This is a genomic window from uncultured Thiodictyon sp., assembly GCA_903837595.1.
Taxonomy (GTDB): domain Bacteria; phylum Pseudomonadota; class Gammaproteobacteria; order Chromatiales; family Chromatiaceae; genus Thiodictyon.
Genome location: CAILVI010000133.1, coordinates 32381 through 52696, shown reverse-complemented (window position 1 = coordinate 52696; position 20316 = coordinate 32381). Strand labels below are relative to the sequence as shown.

The following is a 20316-nucleotide window of genomic DNA, read 5'->3' as shown; positions in this document are numbered from 1 at the left end:
TATCAGCGCTGAACCATGACCAAACGCCCACGCCTGCTGCTGATTGAGGACGAGGAGCCGATCCGGGTCGGGCTCACGGACCTCTTCGTCTTTCATGGGTTCGAGGTGCAGGGTGCGGCGGACGGGCCGACCGGGCTCAAGCTCGCACTCTCCGGGACCTTCGATATCATCCTGCTGGATGTGATGCTCCCGGGCCTGGACGGCTTTACCATCTGCGACCGGGTGCGGGCGGTTGACCGCGCCCAGCCCATCATCCTGCTGACCGCGCGGGGGGCGGACGAGGACATCATTCACGGGCTTAAGCTCGGCGCCGACGACTATGTGGCCAAGCCGTTCTCGGTGACGGAGCTGGTGCTACGCGTCCAGGCGGTGCTGCGCCGCAGCCAGGGCGCGGCGGTACAGGCCGAGACACTGCAACTCGGTGAACTGGCCCTCGACACCGCCAATCTGGTCGGACGACGCGGCACCCAGGAGGTCCCATTTACCCGTCGGGAGGTCGAGATCCTCAATTATCTTGCGGCGAACCCTGGGCGCGCGGTCCCCCGGGACGAGCTACTGATCAAGGTCTGGGGCTATTCCCGCGGCTGCGGCATCGAGACCCGCACCGTCGACATCCATATCGCCAAGCTGCGCCGCAAGATCGAGTCGGACCCGGCGCTCCCCCGGGTGCTCATCACGGTGCGGGGGGTTGGCTATCGCCTGTTGGTTGGGGCCAACGCGGTCTTGGGATGAGACGCGAAGACACCGATCGGGCACGCACCCGCTTGCGGGTTTGGCTCGGGGGCTTTTTCGTGGCCCTGGCCCTGCCCAGCGCGGCCCTGGTGGACCGCGCCTACGACCAACTCAAGTGGGAGTCGTTCCGGGTGCAGCAGGTTGCGGCGCAGGACCTGGCCGCGCGGGTCGACCAACGCCTGAGTGAGATCGCGCGCCTCGAGGATGCCCGGCCGATAGCGGATTACGCCTTCCTGGTGAGCGACCCGGCGTCGGCGCAAGGACGCCGCTCGCCGCTCGCGGACCTCCCGGTGACTGCCGGCCCCCCCGGACTGGTGGGCTGGTTCCAGGTGGCGCAGGACGGGCACTTCACTACCCCGCTGGTTCCGGAGGGGACCGCCGCCGCCGGGTTGACACCCGCGGAGCTGGCCGAGCGCCAGGCGCTGGCAGCGCGAATCGAAGGGGTGCTGATCGGTAACCGGTTGGTGGAGCGAGGTCGGGGTGGCGATGAACCGACCGCTCGGCCAACCGCGGAAGCGGCCGAGTCCGTGCTCGCTCAGGCCGCCAATCAGGTGACCGACAAGGCCGAGGGCGCGTTCGACCGGGGTGCTACTGGGGCCGCTGCCAAGGCGAAGGCCGTCGCTCCCGCCAAGGTGCAGGCACCCCGGGAGCGCCTGTCCCAGCAGGCCTTCGAGCGGCTCGGCACCCAGCGCCAGGCCTCCCCTGCCGACGCTGAGTCAGACTCCGGATATACACTGGAGGTCCCAAACGCCCCGGTCAAGGGGCTGGGGCGGGTCGATGAACTGACCCTGGACTCAGCGCTGGCCATGCGCGCCGCGCCGGTCCAGGCGCTGCCCCCGGCGCCCATGTCGGCTCCCGGTGGGAAGGTCGCCATCGCGCCGCCACCGTCCCGACGCGCACTGACCGAGACCGCGCCCGCGCCGTCCGCAGCGGCGGTCGAGTCCAAGGACGAGCGCGCCCGCGCCCCGCTGGGCTTGTTCGCCAACGCGGTTCAGCCGTGCGAATTGGGTCTGCTCGGCAGCGGTCACTTCGTGCTGTTCCGCGCCGTGCGGCAGGGCGGGGGGCAGATCATTCAGGGACTCCTGATCGAGCAGGGTCCCTTCCTCGCCGCCGTCCTCGCCGAGCCGTTCCGGGCGACCCCGCTCGCGCGCACCACCGACCTGATCGTTGCCTTCCGGGACGCGGTCCTGACCGCCTTCCGCGCCGCGCAAGGGCGGGAATATGTCTCCAGCGCCCGCGAACTGACCGGCGCCCTGCTCTATCGCACCAGGATGCGGGAACCCTTCGGCGGTCTGGAACTGATCTTCAGTGTGGGCCGGCTCCCGGTCCCGGCCGGTGCACTGGTGATCGGCTGGGTGGGCGGACTCCTCGCCCTGGTGCTGGTGGTCGGGACCTGGCTCATGTACCGGCTGGGTCTCAAGCAGATCGCCCTGGTGCGCCAGCAGCAGGCGTTCGTCTCCGCCGTCAGCCACGAACTCAAGACCCCGCTGACCTCCATTCGTCTCTATGCCGAGATGTTGCGTGCCGGCTTTGCCGGGGAGGATCGCCGCCAGCTCTATTACCGTTACATCCAGGAGGAGAGCGAGCGCCTCTCGCGCCTGATCGCCAACGTCCTGGCCCTCTCTCGGATCGGCCGGGACACCCTGACCGTCTCGCCTCAGGAATTGGACCTCGGCGAGCTGATGGCCCTGGTGCAGGAGCGGGTGGCCTCTCAGGTCGAGCGGGCCGGCTTCGGGCTGGTCGTTGTGTGTGCAGCGGGCGGGACCGTGCGGGCGGACCCGGACGCCTTCGTCCAGGTTCTGATCAACCTGGTGGACAACGCGCTTAAGTTCGCCGCTGCGGGGGCCGAGAAGACGGTCGAGATCCGCTGCGAGCAGCCGCGCGAGGGTTGGGTGCGCATCGCCGTGCGCGACTTCGGCCCCGGGGTGCCGCGTGAGTTGCGGCAGCGGGTCTTTGAACTCTTCTACCGCGGCGCGGACGCCGGGGCGCGTGCCATCCCCGGGACCGGCATCGGGCTTGCGTTGGTCGAGCGCCTCACGCTGGCCATGGGCGGTCGGGTGGAGGTGGTGAACCGGGAGCCGGGGGCGGAGTTTCGGGTTGAACTACCTGGCGAATAGCGCGATCAGAATGATGAATGGAATCGGGACGCCGAGAAAATACAGGAGTATTGAGCGCATAGTCATCTCTGTGAGTTGGGGGAGGTAGGCGGATTGGTCAGCAGTCGCGCTGCCGACCGCCGTAAATCGCCGCGAAGCTGGCAACGAAGGCACCGCTGAGCAGCGAGATGAAGAGCCACAGCGACGCCGAAGCGGCCGCCTTGCGTGCCGCGTTGGCCGCTTCTTTGGCCGCCGTTGCCGCGGTATCCTGCCGCGCCTGCAAGCGTAAGAGCGTCTGCGTTACCCGCTGCTCGGCGTCGGCTTGCGTCAGGCCGGTACGTTGCGCAACGACCTGTCCAACGTAGCGAAGGTCTTCCTCGGGCAAAGTGCCAGTCGGCATGACATTGAAGAAGATCCGGGTCACTTCGGTCGTGGTTTGCTCGGCGCCGGCGGCGGATAAGGCATCGCGTCCAGCGGGGAAGGCGGTGGGTGTCACCCCATTCCCGTCGCTTCTGAACAGTGCATCGACGAAGTAGCCGATCGGTCCACCGTCACGGTCGGCGCGCGCCAGCGCGGCCCCAGTCACCGCCGCCGTACCGGCCATGGCGCGGTCCCGGACCGCAGGGGGACCACCGCCGATGATCGACGCAATCACGGATGTCAGTAGCGCGGCGGTCGCCAGCGACGCGATGGCCCAGGCCAGGAAGCCGTGCGCGGTGTCGCGGAAATAGACCTCGTCCGCCTGGACGGCAATCCAGCGTATTCTCAGCCGCCCGGCGAGGTAGCCCCCCATGGCGGCCGCCGCGATTTGAGTGAAGGTCACCCACAGAATGGTGGAGACACCGAAGGTCGTCGCACTCACCCCTTCGCGTAGCCAGGGTGACACGGAGGATAGACCGAGTCCGGTTCCCAAGATCAACAGGATCAGCGACAAGGCCGCCGCCGCCGCTCCGGCGAGGATCGCGGCCCAGGATACGGCGCTGGTCTGTACCGCCTGGGGTGGCGCTTGCAGGAGTTGCACCTCAAGCGCCGGGGAGTTGTGTTCAATGTCAAACCGGTCGACAGTCGCGACTTGAGAGGCGGGCATGGGAAGGAGTCTCCGGAAGGTCGAGGGAGACACAGTATCGTGTGCGGCGCCGCGGCAAATCGGTACGCCAGCGCACATAGGGTGAATTGGCGCTGCCGCTGGGGCTGCGCGGATTCACTGCGGCGCGCAGAGGAGCGGCGGTTTACGCTGCGGCGGTCATGGACCTTGGTATAGAATCAGCGGCCGCGGCGCAATTGCTCGGTGAGTTTCTCGAATTCGCGGCGCAGCTCCAGGTTCTCGAATGGCCGCAGCGCGGGTACCTGGCGGTTCATCAGTCCTTCGAGCAGCCGCTGGCTGGACCTGACCAGCCCGATCAATTCGCCGGACACGCGCACCGTCTCATAGGTGTTCCAGGCGGTCGCGATGTCCTTCTCCAGGTCAGCGCGGGCACGTCCGACCTGGGCCTTCTGGTCGTTGAGATATTGGCGATAGACCTGCGCCGCCTCAATGGTGAGTCGCTGGGCCTCCAGGTTGGCGGCCAACAGGTCGCGCTTAGCGGGTGAAGTGCGTTGGAGTTCCCGCGTCTCCCCGGTGAGTTGCTCGGCGCGGGTGATGATGGAATTGATCTGGGGGATATACTGTTCCCCGATTGCCCCTTCGATCTGCTGGTGCATACGCGCCAGCGCCCGCAGCAGGACCACATACATGCCGTAATAGCGCCGCGCACTCTGGAGGTCCTCGCCGCTCTGCGCGACCAAGTGTTCCAACTGGGCGGTCACCGCCTTGACGTTGTCGAAGAGTATACCGAGATCGACCATATTGTCGCCGACCACGGTGGAGAGCAGAAACTCGACCTGTTCGTCTGAGAGCTCCACCCCCAATTGGCGCACGGCCGCGGCAAATTCACGCTTGACCTGGCCGAGTTGGTCGGTGAGTCGTTTGATCTGTGCCTCCTGCTCGGCGATCAGGCGATCATAGTCGGCGACGGTGCGTTTGATGGTCGACTCAGTGGGGGCGGAGACCCGCCGCTCGCGGTAGTCGGCGATGCTGGCGCGTGCTGACTCGATCTCGCGTTGGATGGAGCGGATGCGTTCACGGAAGCGCTGTACTGGGGAGGTGGAGAGGATGGTGACGGCGTCGTCGAGCAGTGCGTCGATCTGCGCCTGGTTGGAGACCTTGTCGGTGCCCATCCAGGCGCTGTCCGGGAGCGCCGGGTGGCGTTCCTCCAGCACCAGTGTCTGTTCCAGTTTCGGGACGACGCCTTCCCAGACTTGGGGGAATCCCTGGGGCTGGGGTCCGAACATCCCGCCGGCGTCTTGCACCGCCTGCCCCGCCAGGTCGCGCGAGCGTTGCCACCAGGCGCCGGCACTCGCGCGGGTGCGTTGCCAGAGGTCAGGGTTGGTGCCGGGGGCCGACGGCGGCGACTCCAGCACGAGCGGTGTGGTCTCTGCGGCCTGCGGACCGGCCGCGCCGGTCAACAGGGCAAGCAACAAGGTCCAGGCAGTATAGGGTCGAAAGTGAGACATAAGGGCCTTGAGTGGGCAGATGGGTCAATAACGCGAGTACCGCGAAGCGTAACTCCCGGTACCACATCAGCGGTCGAACGGGTGATGGGACATTGGACAGGATTAACAGGGTTGCGCAGGATTAACAGGATTCTCGGATGACGATATACATCAACAAAACATCCTGTAAATCCTAAAAAATTCTGTCCATTTATTCGAGTCACGCGCCTTCTTAATTTGCCATCACTCGACGATCCGATTCACATCCACCGCCACCGTCAGGTCATGGGCGCCGCCGCCATAGAAGATGCCGCGCATGGGGGTGACGTCCTGGAAGTCCCGGCCCACCGCGGTGGTGATGTGCTGCTCCCCGGGGATGAGGTTGTTGGTGGGGTCGAAATCGACCCAGCCCAAGTCCGGGATCATGATCGAGAACCACGCGTGGGAGGCGTCTGACCCCTGGAGCTTGACCTGGCCGGGGGGCGGCAGGGTCTCCAGGTAGCCACTGACATAGCGGGCGGCGAGCCCCAACCCCCTCAGACCGGCGATGGCGAGGTGGGCGAAGTCCTGGCAGACCCCGCGGCGATGGGCCATGACCTCCCCGACCGGTGTACTGATGGTACTGAAATGGGGGTCGTACGCGAACTCGGCGAAAATCCGTGCCATGAAGTCGCCGGTCGCCTCCAGGATCGGTCGGCCGCGGGTAAATGAGACGGTCGCGTAGTCACGGGCGGCGGCATTGAGCGGAACCAACGGGGAGGCGAGGGTGAAGACCAGGGCGGCGTTCATGGCGGGTTTGCGCCGTTGGTGCAGGCTGTCGCGGGCGACCTCCCAGGCGGGGGTCTGCGCCGGTTCGGGCAAGTTTGGGGTACTGACCTCGACCTCGCTGACGGCGGTGACCTCCAAGGTCTCGTGGGACTGCTGGATGGAGAAGTAATTGACCCGATTGCCGAAAAAGTCCTCATGCTCGCGGTTGACGGCGGGCCCGGGGCTGATCCGCAGCGCACTGGACAGGCAGCGTTGGTGCGGGCAGTGACGCGGCTTCAGGTGCACGATGCTGTGACACAGCGAGACGGAGTCCGTGTAGTCATAGCGGGTCATGTGGCTGACGCGCAGCTTCATCATTTGACCACCCCGATACGCCGCAACAGGCTGTGGGGCTGCTCCTCGTGACGGAAGTATTGGGCGGTCAAGGCGTTGGAGATGGCCGCCAGGTCGGACTCCAGTTCCTCCAGTACTTGCTCAAGGACTAAGCGGCGGTGCGACTGCGGGTCCGGCTGGACCAGCGTATCGAGCTCGGCCAGACGCACGCGGGTGAGTGTTTTCAACACCAGCTTTTGCGTCGGGCTCCGGCCCATCGCGAGTTCGCCCTTGGGCATCTCCGCCACCAACCGTTCCAGCGCGACCAACTGGTAGGCCAGCGCCCGCGGGTTGCCCTCATCCTGCAACACCAGGTCCAGCAGGGCGCCGACCCGGGTGCCGACGTGATAGCGCCGTCGATAGGTGATGGTGCTGTCGGTGACGCCGAGTACCGCCTCGATCAGGGTGGTCTCATCCTGCTCCGGGGTTAGCGGCGTCAGGGTGGAGCGCAGCAGGGCGGTCAGGGCGGCGCCGCGCTCCAGTCGGCGGCCGGTCTCCAGGAAGTGCCACCCCTCATTGCGGGTCATATTCTCCTGAGTCAGGCCGGAGAAGGCGACCAGCGAGGTGACGAGTGGGTCGAGTTCGTCCAAGGCCTGGGAGGGCTGGGTGGGCGGGTTGCGGGTCAGGGTGCCGAGCCGACCCTCGATGTCGCTGACGATGCGCCAGGTATCCACCGAGAGGCGCTCACGCACCGAATAGGCCGCGTTACCCAGGGCCTGCAGGGTCTGGGGCAACCCGCCCAACCGGCGCGGGTCGGCGATCAGTGACAGCAGTTCTGGTAGCGGGTTGCGCAGGCGCGCCTCGGCCCCGTCGCCCAGGAAGCCGGGAAAGGACTGGGTCTGTTGCGTCAGGGCCTCGAGCAAGGAGCGTAGAAACAGGTTGTGGGGGGGGGCCGTATCCGGGTCGATCCGCTCCGACAGCTTGAAGATGATCATCCGCAGCAGCCGCACCAGACCCTCGGCCCGTTCCGCGTAACGCCCCATCCAGAACAGGTTGTCCGCCACCCGACTGGACACCTCGCTCTCCTGGATCACGGTCGGGCTCTGGCTCTCCCCGCTCACGAGTAGGCTCTCCTGGCGCTCCGGCTCGGAGGCGAGCACCCAGGCATCTTTACCGAGCCCACCCAACTGACTGCCGACCAGGGCCGCGTCATTGGTCAGCGCCACCCGGCCCAGGCCGCCGGGCAACACCGTGTAGCCGTCGTCCTCCGCACACAAGAAGGTGCGCAGGGTGATGGGGCGAGGCTCCAGACGTTGGCCGATCAGCACCGGGGCAGTGGATGGCTTGATCCGCTCTTGGGCGACGAACCGGTGCGGTGTCGCCTGGATGGCCGCAATCAGCGCCTCGCGTGCCGCCGCCTCCAGTGTGTCGGGGAAGACGCCGCGCTGACCCGGTGGCTTGCCGACCTGCTTGATGACCAGAATGTCGAGATGGGCAAGTACAAAGGCACGGGCCTTGGGTTCCCCGCACCACCAGGTCGCGATGTCGCGCAGCAGCAGCTCCTCGCCCAGCAGGTGGTGGCAGAGCTCGGGCAAAAACGCCATCAACCCCGGGTGTTCCAAGACCCCACTGCCCAGCGCATTGGCCACCACCAGATTGCCGGCGCGCACCGCCTCCACGAGCCCGGGCACCCCAAGGTTGGAGTCCTCGCTCAGTTCCAGTGGATCGCAGGCGCTGCCGTCGATCCGGCGCAACATCGCGTCGATGCGCTCCAGGCGGCCCAGGGTCCGCAGCCACAGCGCGCCATCACGCACCGACAGGTCACCGCCCTGGACCAGGGTGTAGCCCAGATAGTTGGCCAGATAGGCGTGCTCGAAGTAGCCCTCGCTCTGCGGGCCGGGCGTGAGGACCACCACGCGGGCGTGCCCGCCGCGGTCCGGGGCGAGCCGGGTCATGGTGCGGCGCATGGCGCGGAAGAAGCCAGCCTGGCGATGGACGTGGGAGTCGCGGAACAGGCTTGGCATGACGCGCGAGAGTACCACCCGGTTCTCCAGTGCATAACCGGCCCCCAGCGGACTCTGGGTGCGGTCGCCGATCACCCGCCACTGCCCGTCCGGCATGCGCGTCAAGTCCGCCGCATAGTGGATCAGCGGACGCCGGCGCGCGACCTCCAGGCCGTGACAGGGGAACAGGTACTCACGATAGCCGTCGATCAGTTCAGCCGGCAGCAGTCCCCGGTTGATCAGTTCGCGGGGGCCGTAGAGGTCCAGCAGGATCTCGTTGAACAGTTCCGCCCGCTGCATCAGGCCCCGCTCCAGCACCGCCCATTCCTCGCTGCCGATCAAGAGCGGCAGCAGGTCCAGTTCCCACGGCCGGGACATGCCCTGGGGGTCGCCGTTGAGGTTGTAGGTGACGCCGTTGTCGCGAATCATCCGCGCCGCCTCGCGCTCGCGCTCTTTGATGCCGGCGGGGCCAAGGGTACGCAAGGACTCCAGCACATAGCGCCACTGGGGGCGCACCTGGCCCTCGGCCGGTCGCATCTCGTCGAAGCAGCCGGCGATCGGCAGGTAATCGTCTATCAGCCCGGGGCGAGCCAGGGCGGCGGCGAGGTTAGGGACGGACATGGGCGGGGGCTCTCGGAGTGTCTCAAGGTCGGATTAGACACGGCAGGGGCGGGGGTGGCAAGACAGAGTATCCCCGTTGCGGCCACCTCGCCCCCCGGCGCGGCCGTCGGCCGCGCCGGCCGGTGGTCGGGTTGGTGATCGCATCATTTCTGAATATACCAGTAAATCTGGCCCTTGGGTCGGTTGTCCACAGTGGCGGCCGTGGCCAGCGTAGCCTCGAGCGGCGAGGCGGGGCTTCCCCAACCACAAAAGGGGACAATCGCGCCGGAGTCCAGCCTGAGCATTGCGGCCACGGGCGAGGGCGACAGGCCACCCTCGGCAACCGTCTCGAATCGACTGCCGGTCGTCGCGGTTCCATCGGCATGAGTACATTCGGGATGTCGTTCGCCGCCTGGGGGGACGGTTGCAAGAACAGGTCGATATCTTCGGCCGAGGTCGACAGCGGAAAGAGCAATCGGCTGGTTGCCAGCCAGCGGCGCAACAATAGGACTTTCATGAGGGACTCCCGCAGACAGTGAGAATCACAAAAAATGGCGAAGTTGTTTGCATTCGGTCACCTGCACGCGCACCCCTGGCGGACCCGTACCACCGTGCCCCCGGCATTGTTGCCCGAAACGGTGGCGTCCGGGTCCACAAGGAATGTGAGCCCATCCCTGAGCCCAGGGACAGGCTACCGGGGGCCGAACTGTCCCGCCACCAGCTTCGCCACCCCCGACCGGCTAAGAGCAGGAACCCGTGCTTGTTCTTTTTGCCGACACACCGCCGGTCGCGCCGATGGTGACTTGGCGTTCCTGCTTGCCGAGCGGCGAGGTCCGACAGAACTTAAGCGTCGCCTGGGTCGTACCCACACCGGTGGGCTGGAAGAGTAGGCTCAGCGGGTCGGTGGAGATGACCTTGAAGCCGATCGGCAACGCTCCCTGGCGCTGAAAAACAATCGGCGACCCGGTCCCGCCGCTGGTGCAGGTCACGCTGTTGTTGGAGGCGCAGGTGACGATCCAACCCTGTTCCCATCCGCCCGAGGTGGCGCAACCAGTGCCATTGGACGACGCACAAAGCGTGATCAGGGCATTGCGTTTGATGGCCTCGCCGCGGGCCAAATAGGCACCCGCCATCAGCCGGCTGGCATAGGACGTCAGTCGGTTGCCCAGCGTGGCATCGTTAAGGGCCGGGGTGGCGACGATCACCAGGACCACCATCACCGCAACCGTCACCATCAGCTCGATCAGGGTAAAGCCGCGCAGCGCGAACTTGCGGACACCACACCCGATTCGGGTCAGCTGGCGGATTTTCATCGGAGCGTCCACTACTTCTGGATGTACCAGTAAATTTGGCCCTTCGGCCGGGTGGTCGCGACGGCCGCCTTGGCCAGCTTGGCCTCCAGCGGAGAGGTTGGGCTTCCCCCGATCACAAAGGGGACAATCGCGCCGGACTCCAGCCGTACCATTCCCGCCACTGGCGAGGGCGGCAGGCCACCCCCGGCGACCGTTTCCGATCGACTTCCGGTCGTCGTAGTCGTGGTTCCATCGGGATTGGTTTGGGTCGTCGCGGTGCCATTAGCACTGGCAGCGGTGGTAAAGTCGATGTTATAGACCCGCGTTGTCCCCAGGTTCGACGAACAGGAGCCCGCCACCGGCAGCGCCGGGGTATGGCTGCTGAAGGTCGTGGTACCGAACACGGTCACGGCGGAGGTGACTACCTGTTCGTGGGCGTTCAGGCCCAGATACCAACCCTTTGGTTTCGTATCCAGGCTGGCCTGGGTCGGGGTCGCCGTCGTGAGTATCGGCAGTAGTGAGTTCAGGCAGATGAGGTTGGCGCCGCAATTGCCGTTCTCTGTGTTCTCCGAAGACAACCAGTCAGTGACGGTCGGTTTGTCGCTGACCCTGAAGAAATAGTTGCTGACGCCATAGGCCGAGGTGAAACCGCTCAGCGGCTTTTCCCGGTCGCCGGAGCCGATCATCAGGATATAGGCGTCATTTTGCTGGACCACATCCGGCGCAAACATAAACTTGCGGTTGGCGGTGCAGCTCGCGGGGGTGTCGCAACCCAAGGCGGCGATCTTGGTGATGGTCCAGTTCGCCGGGTCGGTGGTGCCGAACGGGGTATTGGCCGTGGCACCGGAAAGCCGGTAGAGGTTGCCCCCCAGGTCAGCCGCATAGGCCCATTTGGCCAGACCCGTGCTGCTGTCCGGGACGTGGAGGATGTCGCCGGCCATCGCACGGTCGATGTCAAACGTCTTGAGCAGTGCGCCGGTATCCGCATCCAATATGTAGATATGGTTGCCCTTGGTCGCTGAGGTGCAGGTGTGCGGAGCGGCATCCTCACAGGTGTCATAGCCTCCACCCATGATAAGCAGCGGTGCAGGAATTGCCAGATTCGTATAGCCCGCAGCTTTGAATGCGTGGGGTGTCGACCAGCTTTGACCGATACCGTTGAAGCCGTTGGTGCAGTCCGTGTCGTCGCCCTGATTGGGGCAGCCCTTTTTCCATTTGAGGGTCGGGCTGGCTGGTGCGGTGACATTCAGGGCATAGACCACCCGACCGCCGCGCCGCATGCCGGCGTAGATCCAGGTGTGACTGGAGTCCTGGTAGGCCGTCACCGAACCGTCGACGCCATAGGGTTTAGGCAAGCGCCCCCCCGAGGTATTGCCGACGGTACTGATTTGCGGGCTGTTCGTGCGCAGCCGCTTGATCGAGGAATAGAACTCCGGTGCCACGAAGCTCCACAGCTCGTCGCCGGCGGCCGTGTTGAAGCTGCTGTCTGTGCGGTTGCCGTTGACTGCCCGCAGTAGACCGTCGTTGCCGCCGTAAAACACCACGATCTGCGGCGATGACTCGCTGCTATAGTTCAACGCCACCGGGCGTGAGTGCAGCACGTCACCATGGACCGATGGACGCATGGTCTCGAACCAGGACTGAACTCGCTCATCATCGACATCCTGCCCCTTTTCCCAATTGATCAGTTGGTCACGCTCCGTGGTGCTCGCGGCGCCGAGCAGGCTTTGGGTGGCATAGCTGCTGTTGAAAGTCAGCAGGGTAGTACAGGAGGCGAACGTGGCCGAGCACGTCTGGACGTTGCGCCAATACGTGTTGCTCCACGAACGCAGCATATAGGCCTGGGCGCCCTTTTCAACGATGTTGCCGTCCGGATAATTGGAATTCTTCGAGGTGGCGACGGCCAGACAGCCGCCCTGAGGGCTAAATGTCCAATAGCTGTCCACGCTCGCCGGGGTCCAGAAGCTGCGAGCGCATTCAGTGATGAATCCGGTGTTGGCGTTGATGGCAGCGGCGCTATCGGCATCCTGCAACTTCAGTGTGTTGCCAACCAGTCCCAGTTTGTATTGCTTCAGGTTGCCGTTCCAGCGTGGGTAGGCATTCCCATCCGGGCGAAACATACCGACATAAACCTGGTTCAGATAAGTGCCCTGGGTGCTGACACTCACGGGCAGGCTCACCGATGCAAACACGGCGTTTACCGCCTGGATCTCGGAGAAGATCTTACCAAGCGCGTTACTGATTTCTGAGCCATTCACGCCGGCACTGGAGCTGACATCGAAATACTTGCCGTTACTCACGCCGGCCATGCTGCGCAACAGCGCGGTCCAACCCGGACCCTGGCCACTCGTGACCCTATTTACATCCAGCGTATAAGTGATGATATTGCGGTTGCTCTGGTACATGAATCTGGCCCATTCATCCGCGACGTTGCTTTGGGAACCGGTGGGCGAGATCGGTATCACGGTCGTGGCGCCGCTGATGCTCGCGGTCGCTGCCGCGCTGGTCAGTTCGGTCGTCGCCGCGTCGATATCCGCGGCGCTGTCCTGTGCCGCGCCGTTGCTGATATAGATGATAAAATTGCGCCCGCAGCTACCGGTGAGCACCGGGCTCAGATACTGGGTCCCATTCATGGCCGTCAGGGCGTTACCCGACAGGGCATAGATGGCATTGGACGCGGCCGCGCCGTAGATGTTGCCGGTATAATCGGTCTTGACCTTATAGTTGCCGGCGTAGGGGGCCGCACCTGAGTAATAACGGAAGGCCTCCGCCATGGTCTTGCCCAGTTTGCCGCTGTTTGATTTGTCAGACCCCACATCAAGGCTATTGATCAGCGCCTTATACTTGCTCTTGTTGTCAGTGGTCAACGGTCTTATGGCGGCCCGAACATAGGCACCGTCGGTATTGGAATTGCCACGGCCGGTCTCGCTAAACAGCATCAACCCCACGCGAAATCTCGGGGCCTCAGGTGTGCAGACCGACGGATTGCCGTCGCAGACCGGCGGGTCGATGGGGAGGCCGTCGAATGTGGATACCAAGGCTTTTATTTCGTTAGTGAATGCTTGGCTCCAATTGCCCGTGTTATCCAGTAAGATGAGTACATTCGGGATGTTTTCAGTCGCCAGGGGGGTCGGCTGAAGGAACAGATCGATATCATCGGCCGCATTCGGCAGCGCAACTGCCAACAACACAGCTGTCAGCCAGTGACGCAGGAAGTGGGCGTTCATGGTGAGTCCTTTGCGTGGATGTGATTATGGACAGGCCGCGGTCTTTTCGGATTCGGACAACAGCACGCGCACACCGCAATGCACCCGCACCACCGCGCCGCCGGCATTGGTGCCACCCACGCTCGCGTCCAGGTCCCAGAGGGTGGTCCACGTCGTCTGCGATGTCATCGCCGTGCCCAGCGATAGGCTGCTGGGTGCCGCGTTGCCGGCTTGCGCGGCACTCAGGCACTGCGGCTGTGCCATGGCCACGACATAATCGGTGTCACCGTCGTTATCGATATCGACAGTGATCGACTGGGCCACCGGGTTGGTGGTGAAAGGCGAGCTGAGCACCTGCGCAATGGTCCGGTTGGCGGCGGCGATGGCCTCATCCCGAAATTGCATATTGCCAACGGTCTTGAGATTGGTCGTGCTCAGATTCTGTGCGGTGACCGTCAGCAGGGTAAGCATCACCAACAGCACGAGACTGATCACCAGGACGGCGCCGCGCTGCTTGCCAGTGGTGGGGCGGATCATGGCATATCCCGTCGGGCTGAGACATTGGTCAGGCGCACCGTCGTGGAAAAGGTATGGCGCTTGTAGCCTGAGTCAAGAGTGCAGGGAGATATCGGCATCAGCTTGGAGCACACGTCAGTGGTGGTGCCGCTGCCGAGATGGTAGGTCTTGGCGTCGGTATATCCCAGTGTGCGCTCCCTGGCGCGCACCAATACATAGACCCTGGCCGCGGTCACATTCACCAGTTGCCGCTTCGCGATGCACGCGGTATCGGTTGTTGGGTTGCAGTTGTAGGTCGCGACATTACAGGTTGTTGGCTGTCCGGACGGGCTGCAGCTCGCGATGCACGGTGTCCCGGTGGTGGCATTGGTGCAGCGGGCAAAGGGGCCATCAGGAATTCCGTCACCCCGGTTTTTCGGGGTATTGGCGCTCGTCGAATCCCATTGGGTTGGCACAGAATAATAATCAACTTGCTGGGTGGTCTTACTGAGGGTGTCGAAGCCAAGCTCCACCCGGAAGCCCTCGATACCCTCGATCAGTGCGGTCGCGGTTTGATGAGCGAGCGTCCCACCGGCAAGATCGAAATCGGCGCGTACCAGGGTGGGAATGCCATCTCCGGAGGTTGCTGCGTAATTGCGGATATAATAGACGTGAGAGTTGAATTTCCGCTTATTGGCATAGGCGCCGCAGTTGCCTTTGTGCAATGTGAAGCCGGTGGTGCCAAGCACATAACGACTTTCTGCTGTGCATCCAGTCGGAGTAGGAACCGGCTGCAACGACGACTGGAAATAGAGCTTGCCGTCGACGTTGGCCTCACAGTTGGGGCTGGTGGGATCGGCCGACCAGGTCGAGGTGCCGGTATTCCACAATAACGCACAGGACTCGGCATAGCGGACGACGAGTATATCCGTATTGGCGAGCCGGTTGGTTATGACACTGCTGCAACTCGTGGGTATGGCGTCGTAAACCTGGACCGGTGTGCCGATGAGGTTGGTCCGGTAGGCGGCGTCCCAACTGGCATAAGCCAGACAGGGGTCGGGGACGGCGAGGGGTAGGTCGATGGGTGGCGTAGTAAGGTACAGGTCATTGAAATCAGGTAAGAACGTTCCCCAGAACCCGGCCAGAATGAGGTCATCTTGCAGCAACTGCATGGCGAAGCGCCCATTCTCGATCAGGCTGTTCATCTTGGCCAGTTCGTTGTTGCTGCGGCTGCTGCTGGCGAAGAGGCCGACGAGTGCCACCAGCATCAGCAGGCCGATGGTGAGCGCGATCATCAGCTCGATCAGGGTAAAACCGGACAGCCAGCCGCATAGCGTCGGCCGAGGGCTGAGGGGAGACGGCCTCTTGTTCATGGGCTCACATCACAGTGCAGCAAAGCGAATCAGGGTCGTGACCGTTCGTCGGCACTGGTCATTCGCACAGGGGGTGCCCGTATCACCGTTATAGGAGTCCTTGCCGCAGGCGACTCCGGCCGGGGGGGCAGCGATGGGCCCCATACCCTGCCAGGCCACGGTCAGAAGATAGTCCCCATTGCCCAGGCTGGCGATGCAACCCCGCCCACCGAGCATGGCCCCGAGTCGACTGCTCGCGCTCGTTTCGCTCGCACCCTGAAGGGCATCGCACCATTCCTTCAGATCGATCTGTTGACGGGTGGTACTGGTGCTGGGACACGTGACGCCCGCCCCGACGGGGGTCGTCGTCACATAGCCGGCTGCCGCAGCGCGATTGTTGGCGATGCGGCTGGCCATGTCTTCGAGCAGGACTAAGGCCTGGGCGCGTTGATAGGCTTCGAGCCCGGCGATCTCCAGCCGGGCCTGGAGTGCAAGCAATGGCATCAGGCCGATGCTGAGAATGGCGACAGTGACCAGCACCTCGATCAAGGTCGTACCGCGGTTGCGGCGAAGAGTCAACACAGCCGGCATGGTTCTCATGTTCGGGGCTCCCCTGCGCGGTTGGACGCGCTCAGGTCATATCACCACTTGGCTAATGGCGTCTTGGCACCATTGCTATCTAAGGTCAGATTGCCATCGCCGGTTTGGGACCCGATGGCGGTGAAGGTCACTTGATAATAAGGAACGGTCCCGGTTCCCACGGCAATGTCATAACTATAGTTTGTCGCGACCGCGGTCGGCAAGGCGTAGCCGCTGGACACCAGGGTGGTCGTGCTGGCATAGCTGCGGTTGGACAGCAGGAACTGCTGCTGGCGATTGTCGATCTCCATTATCTCCGCCTGGGCTGCAGCTCGGTTGGCGCGAACGACATGCTGGCGATAGCCCGGTATCGTGATCGCGGCCAATACGCCAATGATGGCGACGCTAATCATTAGTTCAATGACGGTGAAACCGGCGGGCTTCGGCCTATTGGTTAAAATAAGCATTGTGGGTCTCTCGTGCGCATGCGACTTCAGGTTAAGTTCGCCACCATCAGGGACTCATGTGTCACGCGCACCAGTGGCGGTGGTCAGGAGTTGCCTCCGGCCAATCTATTGGTCTGGGAGCTGACGCAGCCGCTGCGTCCAGTAGAACTGATGTTGGCTGTATCGGCAGCAGCAAAGGATCATCGGCCAGCCAGTGAAGCGGGCAAGCAGACGGGTGACGGTGGCCCTGCCCCAACCACCTAAGATATGGTGGTCGTCGATGAGAGGCAGGAGACTACGTTGACTTCATCATAGAGATAATCGGCCATCATGAGTGTGACCGATCACACACCGTGACAGCACCGGCACCAGCGGAGCGCCCCGGTCCAGATCTACCGAGCACAACCAGGTATAGGACGGGCAGTGTGTCGGCAGCGGCGCGCCGATCCCGGCATGGGCCAGGTTTAGTCCTGGTGTCCCCACTTCCTAGCGAGTTCCGGCTTTACGGTTGGCGCCTGGGTTGGCCGCTGCTTGGTGGCCTTATTGATGGATATGGAGGTAGCAGGATCGGTAATCCAGTCGAGATACTGTTTACAAGAAATTTACCATATTTCATAGCGCGTTGCGAAATGACGAATCGCTTAGTCTGCCGTTGGAGCCACGACAGCGGTGCTGAGTGACTGCTGGAGGCGGCAGGGGAGGAATCCGGCTGCGGCGCCTCGGGGGCGGAGAATGTCCTGCGCGCCCTGGTCCGCGGTCGCGGCGTGGCTTACAGTCCCTGCGCCGCGCTTGGTCCCCGCAGTGCGAACCCTAGCACCGCGCAGCCCCCGTTGAGCCAACGGCTGGCAGGAAGCGGCTCAGGATCAACAGGATTACACCGCGTTGACAGGATGATTTCCCGCGAGGTGGATCGACAACGTCCGCTGCAAACCCCATGAAATCCTGTCAATCCTTTTCATTTCCTTTACTCATGCTGGTTCTCAAATGTTCGCAGGATCGACGCTTCCCCGGGCTCGTCCCACCTGTATCCATCGGGCTCACAAGGGGCGGCATCGTCGCGACTGTGCCCAACCAAGGCGCCGCCCGTCCCCGCACTTGCCCCGCGCACTGACGCAAACCAGATCCCGTCCCCGTGATCGCGTGCTAGACTTTTTGCAGTTGGCCCATTACCACCGGGGACGTGGCCCGGTGGGGTAATCCGGTTCCCGTTCGCCGGCGGGTCATGGTGAACACGCAGGGTGCCGTCCGGTGCGGTCGCACTGCGTCTCAACCGGGCGGGGCGCAGCGATGGACTGGGCCGGAAGATGAGTATGCACAGGGTGAGCGGCGTTACTCTGGTCGAATTGCTGATAACGCTGAGCATTGCCGTCATCCTGCTGGCGGTGGCCGGGCCGTCTTATCAGGCGCTGCTTCTCAATGGCCGTCGGGGCGCGGTAGCAAACGCATTTGTGCTGGCCCTGACCTATGCCAGGAGTGAGGCCGTTAAGCGCGCCGTGCCGATCACCCTGTGCAGCCGGGCGACGAATGCTACCTGTGCCGACAGCACCGCTTGGGATGGCGGATGGTTGGTATTTGTCGACAATCTCACCGGCCGTGCCGGCAGCGTCGGCACCTTGGACCTCGCCGAGCAGATCTTGCTGGTCTATCCCGCGCTGCCCACCGGGACTACCCTAAGGTCCAGCGCCAGAAAACGCGTCACGTTTCAGGGCACCGGCTTCAGCGCGGGGTTCAACGATACCTTTCGGCTGTGCGATCGGCGTGGTCCGGTGGTGGCAAGGAGCATCATTCTTTCCAACCAGGGTCGTGTGCGCACTGCCTTCGGGACTAACTCATGTCCGTGACCATCTCTAACGCCCTGTGGCATCGCCTGGTGGCGCGCCGCTGGCCGCGCACGGCAAGACTGCTCGGCTTCGACCTGATTGAAGTCCTGCTCACGCTCGTGCTGTTCGCCATCGGTCTCCTGGGGCTTGCCGGCCTGCAGGTTCGCAGTCTGAGCGACAGTCACGCCAGCGTCTACCGCACCATCGCCTCCCAACAGGCCTATGACATCGCCGACCGGATCGCCGCAAATCTGGCTGGGGTCACTGCGGGTTACTATGACAATCTGACTGCGACGATTCCGAGCAACCCTAACTGCATCAGTTCCAGCTGTACGCCAGCGAATATGGCCCTGACCGACCAATATCAATGGCTCACGGCGAATTCTGTCGTGCTTCCAGGGGGCACGGGGACGGTGCGTTGCGTCAGTGGGCCAGCGCCCACCTGCGTCATCAATACCCCTGGCGCCAATCGTGTCTTCGATGTCACCGTTTCCTGGTCTGAGCGCGCGGCAGGAGCCCCGGTCACCCAGGACTTCGTCACCCGCTTTGCACCATGAATGCGCTGGACGTACCCGCGATCGGCACCATCCGCTGCGCCCGGTCAGCGCTGGGACCACCGCGCGGACTGACGCTCGTCGAACTCATGATCGCGCTGGCCCTTAGCCTGTTGCTGATCGCCGCGGTCGGCGCGGTCTACCTCGGGAGCAACCAAACCTATCGTGCGGAGCAAGACGGCGCCCGCATCCAAGAGGCCGGGCGTTATGTCTTGGACGTGATCGGCCGCAGCCTGCGGCTGGCCGGCTATACCAACATCGCGTTCAACCAGGCCGTCATGATGACCGGATTCACCGGGACGGCAGTACTTGGTGCCGATCAGGTGTGTGCCGCCGGTGATATTGTGACGATTCAATACGACGGGCCAGGCGATCAGGATGACGATGGTCATCCCGATGACGACATGCAGGATTGCCAAGCGAACGGGATCGCGGCGGAAAACGATGTCGCGGGAGATCATCTGGGGCGACCTAAGATTGTTCAGCATACTATTTTCATCCGGGATGCAACCCTTCGTTGTGATGCCGTTCAAACGAGTCCGACCGAGACGCGGTATCCCCCTAAACCACCGACCACCTGTCCCGCTACGGATGCGGGGGCACCATTACTCGACAATGTCGAGGATTTGCAGGTCCTCTACGGTATCGATAGCAATGACGACCAGTCCGCCGACAGCTATACGGCCACGCCTGTCAACTGGACCACAGTAGTCACCGTCCGCGTGTGCGTACTGGTCCGCTCGGAAATTCCAGGGGGGGCGCCGGCCGGGCAAACCTATTTTAATTGTTCCGGTGCCTTAGGTACCGCCGCCAACGATGAGACACGCTTTACGCCAGCGACTGACACGCGCCTGCGACGGGCCTTTGTTGCCACCTTTGCCCTGCGTAACCGTATCACCCGGATACCCTGACCCCAACGTCTATGTTGAGTCCTTCACCAATCGCTCCGCACCCCCGTCGGCGCGGCATCGCACTGATCACGACGCTGATCTTGTTGGCGATAATGACGGTCCTCGCGGTGGTCGCCGCGCGCATTGCCGCGTTGGAGGAGCGAATGGCCGGTAATATGCGCGACCGGGATATCGCACTGCGAGCAGCCGAAATGGGCCTGCGCGACGCTGAGTGGGACGTCATGACGGCTCGGGGCATTGCCGGTTGCACCGGGTTCGTGCCCGGTTGTGCGAATGGCCTGTGCTACAACGGCTGGGCCGGGTATACCGTTCCCGTCTGGACAGCCATTGATATGACCGTCTCCCCCAGTGTGGGATATGGCCAGTACACCAACGCGACACGCATCGCCGGGGTCTTCGCCCAGCCCCGCTACCTGATCGAGTGTATAGGGAAACAGGTGCCGGGCGGGGGGGGGCTAACCTATTATTATCAAGTAACGGTGCGTGCCGTGGGGCGCAATCCCAATACTGTGGTACGGTTGCAGGAAGTGTTTACGCCTCACTATTGAAGCCGCTGTCCGTCGGGCAGTGCCGTCGTCGCTGCGACGCTGTGCCCGGTGGTGCGATGGTCCGCCGGCG

The 20316-nt window shown here is 63.7% G+C and carries 16 protein-coding genes; 6 read left to right on the top strand and 10 right to left on the bottom strand.

Features of this window, described 5'->3' with window-relative positions; translation table 11 throughout:
* Nucleotides 1-15 precede the first annotated feature (15 nt).
* Nucleotides 16-732 carry a response regulator transcription factor gene (locus QZY44_RS07205; protein ID WP_295444287.1) on the top strand — a complete coding sequence of 239 codons (717 nt, stop codon included), beginning with the start codon at nucleotides 16-18 and terminating at the stop codon, nucleotides 730-732.
* Nucleotides 729-2849 carry an ATP-binding protein gene (locus QZY44_RS07200; RefSeq protein ID WP_295444284.1) on the top strand — a complete coding sequence of 707 codons (2121 nt, stop codon included), beginning with the start codon at nucleotides 729-731 and terminating at the stop codon, nucleotides 2847-2849. The genes QZY44_RS07205 and QZY44_RS07200 overlap by 4 nt, the downstream gene beginning before the upstream one ends.
* A 97-nt stretch (nucleotides 2850-2946) precedes the next feature.
* On the opposite strand, the gene QZY44_RS07195 is transcribed toward QZY44_RS07200, so the two are convergent.
* The 10 genes from QZY44_RS07195 to QZY44_RS07150 form a co-directional block, all read right to left on the bottom strand.
* Nucleotides 2947-3915 carry a hypothetical protein gene (locus QZY44_RS07195; RefSeq protein ID WP_295444282.1) on the bottom strand — a complete coding sequence of 323 codons (969 nt, stop codon included), beginning with the start codon at nucleotides 3913-3915 and terminating at the stop codon, nucleotides 2947-2949.
* Nucleotides 3916-4091: 176 nt separating this feature from the next.
* Entirely contained in the window at nucleotides 4092-5381 is a 1290-nt protein-coding gene (locus tag QZY44_RS07190; protein WP_295444279.1) for a hypothetical protein, read from the bottom strand.
* 222 nt (nucleotides 5382-5603) lie between these two features.
* Complete coding sequence (locus QZY44_RS07185) at nucleotides 5604-6482, bottom strand: transglutaminase family protein (RefSeq protein WP_295444317.1); 879 nt, start codon at nucleotides 6480-6482, stop codon at nucleotides 5604-5606.
* Entirely contained in the window at nucleotides 6482-9064 is a 2583-nt protein-coding gene (locus tag QZY44_RS07180) for a circularly permuted type 2 ATP-grasp protein (RefSeq protein WP_295444276.1), read from the bottom strand. The genes QZY44_RS07185 and QZY44_RS07180 overlap by 1 nt, the downstream gene beginning before the upstream one ends.
* Nucleotides 9065-9783: 719 nt before the next feature.
* The gene (locus QZY44_RS07175) at nucleotides 9784-10356 is read right to left on the bottom strand and encodes a GspH/FimT family protein (RefSeq protein ID WP_295444273.1); all 573 of its coding nucleotides are present in this window, start codon (nucleotides 10354-10356) and stop codon (nucleotides 9784-9786) included.
* Nucleotides 10357-10367: 11 nt separating this feature from the next.
* On the bottom strand, nucleotides 10368-13562 hold the full coding sequence (locus QZY44_RS07170) for a PilC/PilY family type IV pilus protein (protein ID WP_295444270.1): 3195 nt from the start codon (nucleotides 13560-13562) through the stop codon (nucleotides 10368-10370).
* Between the two features lie 24 nt (nucleotides 13563-13586).
* Nucleotides 13587-14078, bottom strand: a complete 492-nt coding sequence (locus QZY44_RS07165; RefSeq protein ID WP_295444267.1) for a PilX N-terminal domain-containing pilus assembly protein — start codon at nucleotides 14076-14078, stop codon at nucleotides 13587-13589.
* Nucleotides 14075-15409, bottom strand: coding sequence for a PilW family protein (locus QZY44_RS07160; RefSeq protein ID WP_295444264.1), 1335 nt, complete (start codon nucleotides 15407-15409; stop codon nucleotides 14075-14077). The genes QZY44_RS07165 and QZY44_RS07160 overlap by 4 nt, the downstream gene beginning before the upstream one ends.
* A gap of 9 nt (nucleotides 15410-15418) precedes the next feature.
* A complete protein-coding gene (locus tag QZY44_RS07155) occupies nucleotides 15419-15988 on the bottom strand; it encodes a prepilin-type N-terminal cleavage/methylation domain-containing protein (protein WP_295444261.1) in 570 nt (189 codons plus the stop codon).
* Nucleotides 15989-16029: 41 nt separating this feature from the next.
* Entirely contained in the window at nucleotides 16030-16434 is a 405-nt protein-coding gene (locus QZY44_RS07150; protein ID WP_295444258.1) for a type IV pilin protein, read from the bottom strand.
* A 1298-nt stretch (nucleotides 16435-17732) separates the two neighbouring features.
* Between QZY44_RS07150 and QZY44_RS07145 the strand changes: the two genes are divergently transcribed.
* Genes QZY44_RS07145 through QZY44_RS07130 form a run of 4 tightly spaced genes read left to right on the top strand, consistent with a single transcriptional unit; the run spans nucleotide 17733 to nucleotide 20246 of the window.
* Nucleotides 17733-18254 carry a GspH/FimT family pseudopilin gene (locus tag QZY44_RS07145; RefSeq protein ID WP_295444254.1) on the top strand — a complete coding sequence of 174 codons (522 nt, stop codon included), beginning with the start codon at nucleotides 17733-17735 and terminating at the stop codon, nucleotides 18252-18254.
* Nucleotides 18245-18790, top strand: coding sequence for a type IV pilus modification protein PilV (pilV, locus tag QZY44_RS07140; protein WP_295444251.1), 546 nt, complete (start codon nucleotides 18245-18247; stop codon nucleotides 18788-18790). Before QZY44_RS07145 ends, pilV begins: the two co-directional genes overlap by 10 nt.
* Complete coding sequence (locus QZY44_RS07135) at nucleotides 18787-19698, top strand: PilW family protein (protein ID WP_295444248.1); 912 nt, start codon at nucleotides 18787-18789, stop codon at nucleotides 19696-19698. Before pilV ends, QZY44_RS07135 begins: the two co-directional genes overlap by 4 nt.
* Before the next feature lie 11 nt (nucleotides 19699-19709).
* A complete protein-coding gene (locus tag QZY44_RS07130; protein WP_295444245.1) occupies nucleotides 19710-20246 on the top strand; it encodes a PilX N-terminal domain-containing pilus assembly protein in 537 nt (178 codons plus the stop codon).
* Nucleotides 20247-20316 lie beyond the last annotated feature (70 nt).

Bases quoted from the DNA above. Each gene is read 5' to 3' on its own strand.
- QZY44_RS07165 (WP_295444267.1), bottom strand. From the start codon at position 14,078: ATGATCCGCCCCACCACTGGCAAGCAGCGCGGCGCCGTCCTGGTGATC.
- pilV (WP_295444251.1), top strand. From the start codon at position 18,245: ATGTCCGTGACCATCTCTAACGCCCTGTGGCATCGCCTGGTGGCGCGC.
- QZY44_RS07150 (WP_295444258.1), bottom strand. From the start codon at position 16,434: ATGCTTATTTTAACCAATAGGCCGAAGCCCGCCGGTTTCACCGTCATT.
- QZY44_RS07135 (WP_295444248.1), top strand. From the start codon at position 18,787: ATGAATGCGCTGGACGTACCCGCGATCGGCACCATCCGCTGCGCCCGG.
- QZY44_RS07175 (WP_295444273.1), bottom strand. From the start codon at position 10,356: ATGAAAATCCGCCAGCTGACCCGAATCGGGTGTGGTGTCCGCAAGTTC.
- QZY44_RS07180 (WP_295444276.1), bottom strand. From the start codon at position 9,064: ATGTCCGTCCCTAACCTCGCCGCCGCCCTGGCTCGCCCCGGGCTGATA.
- QZY44_RS07185 (WP_295444317.1), bottom strand. From the start codon at position 6,482: ATGAAGCTGCGCGTCAGCCACATGACCCGCTATGACTACACGGACTCC.
- QZY44_RS07200 (WP_295444284.1), top strand. From the start codon at position 729: ATGAGACGCGAAGACACCGATCGGGCACGCACCCGCTTGCGGGTTTGG.
- QZY44_RS07155 (WP_295444261.1), bottom strand. From the start codon at position 15,988: ATGAGAACCATGCCGGCTGTGTTGACTCTTCGCCGCAACCGCGGTACG.
- QZY44_RS07190 (WP_295444279.1), bottom strand. From the start codon at position 5,381: ATGTCTCACTTTCGACCCTATACTGCCTGGACCTTGTTGCTTGCCCTG.
- QZY44_RS07130 (WP_295444245.1), top strand. From the start codon at position 19,710: ATGTTGAGTCCTTCACCAATCGCTCCGCACCCCCGTCGGCGCGGCATC.
- QZY44_RS07195 (WP_295444282.1), bottom strand. From the start codon at position 3,915: ATGCCCGCCTCTCAAGTCGCGACTGTCGACCGGTTTGACATTGAACAC.
- QZY44_RS07170 (WP_295444270.1), bottom strand. From the start codon at position 13,562: ATGAACGCCCACTTCCTGCGTCACTGGCTGACAGCTGTGTTGTTGGCA.
- QZY44_RS07160 (WP_295444264.1), bottom strand. From the start codon at position 15,409: ATGAACAAGAGGCCGTCTCCCCTCAGCCCTCGGCCGACGCTATGCGGC.
- QZY44_RS07205 (WP_295444287.1), top strand. From the start codon at position 16: ATGACCAAACGCCCACGCCTGCTGCTGATTGAGGACGAGGAGCCGATC.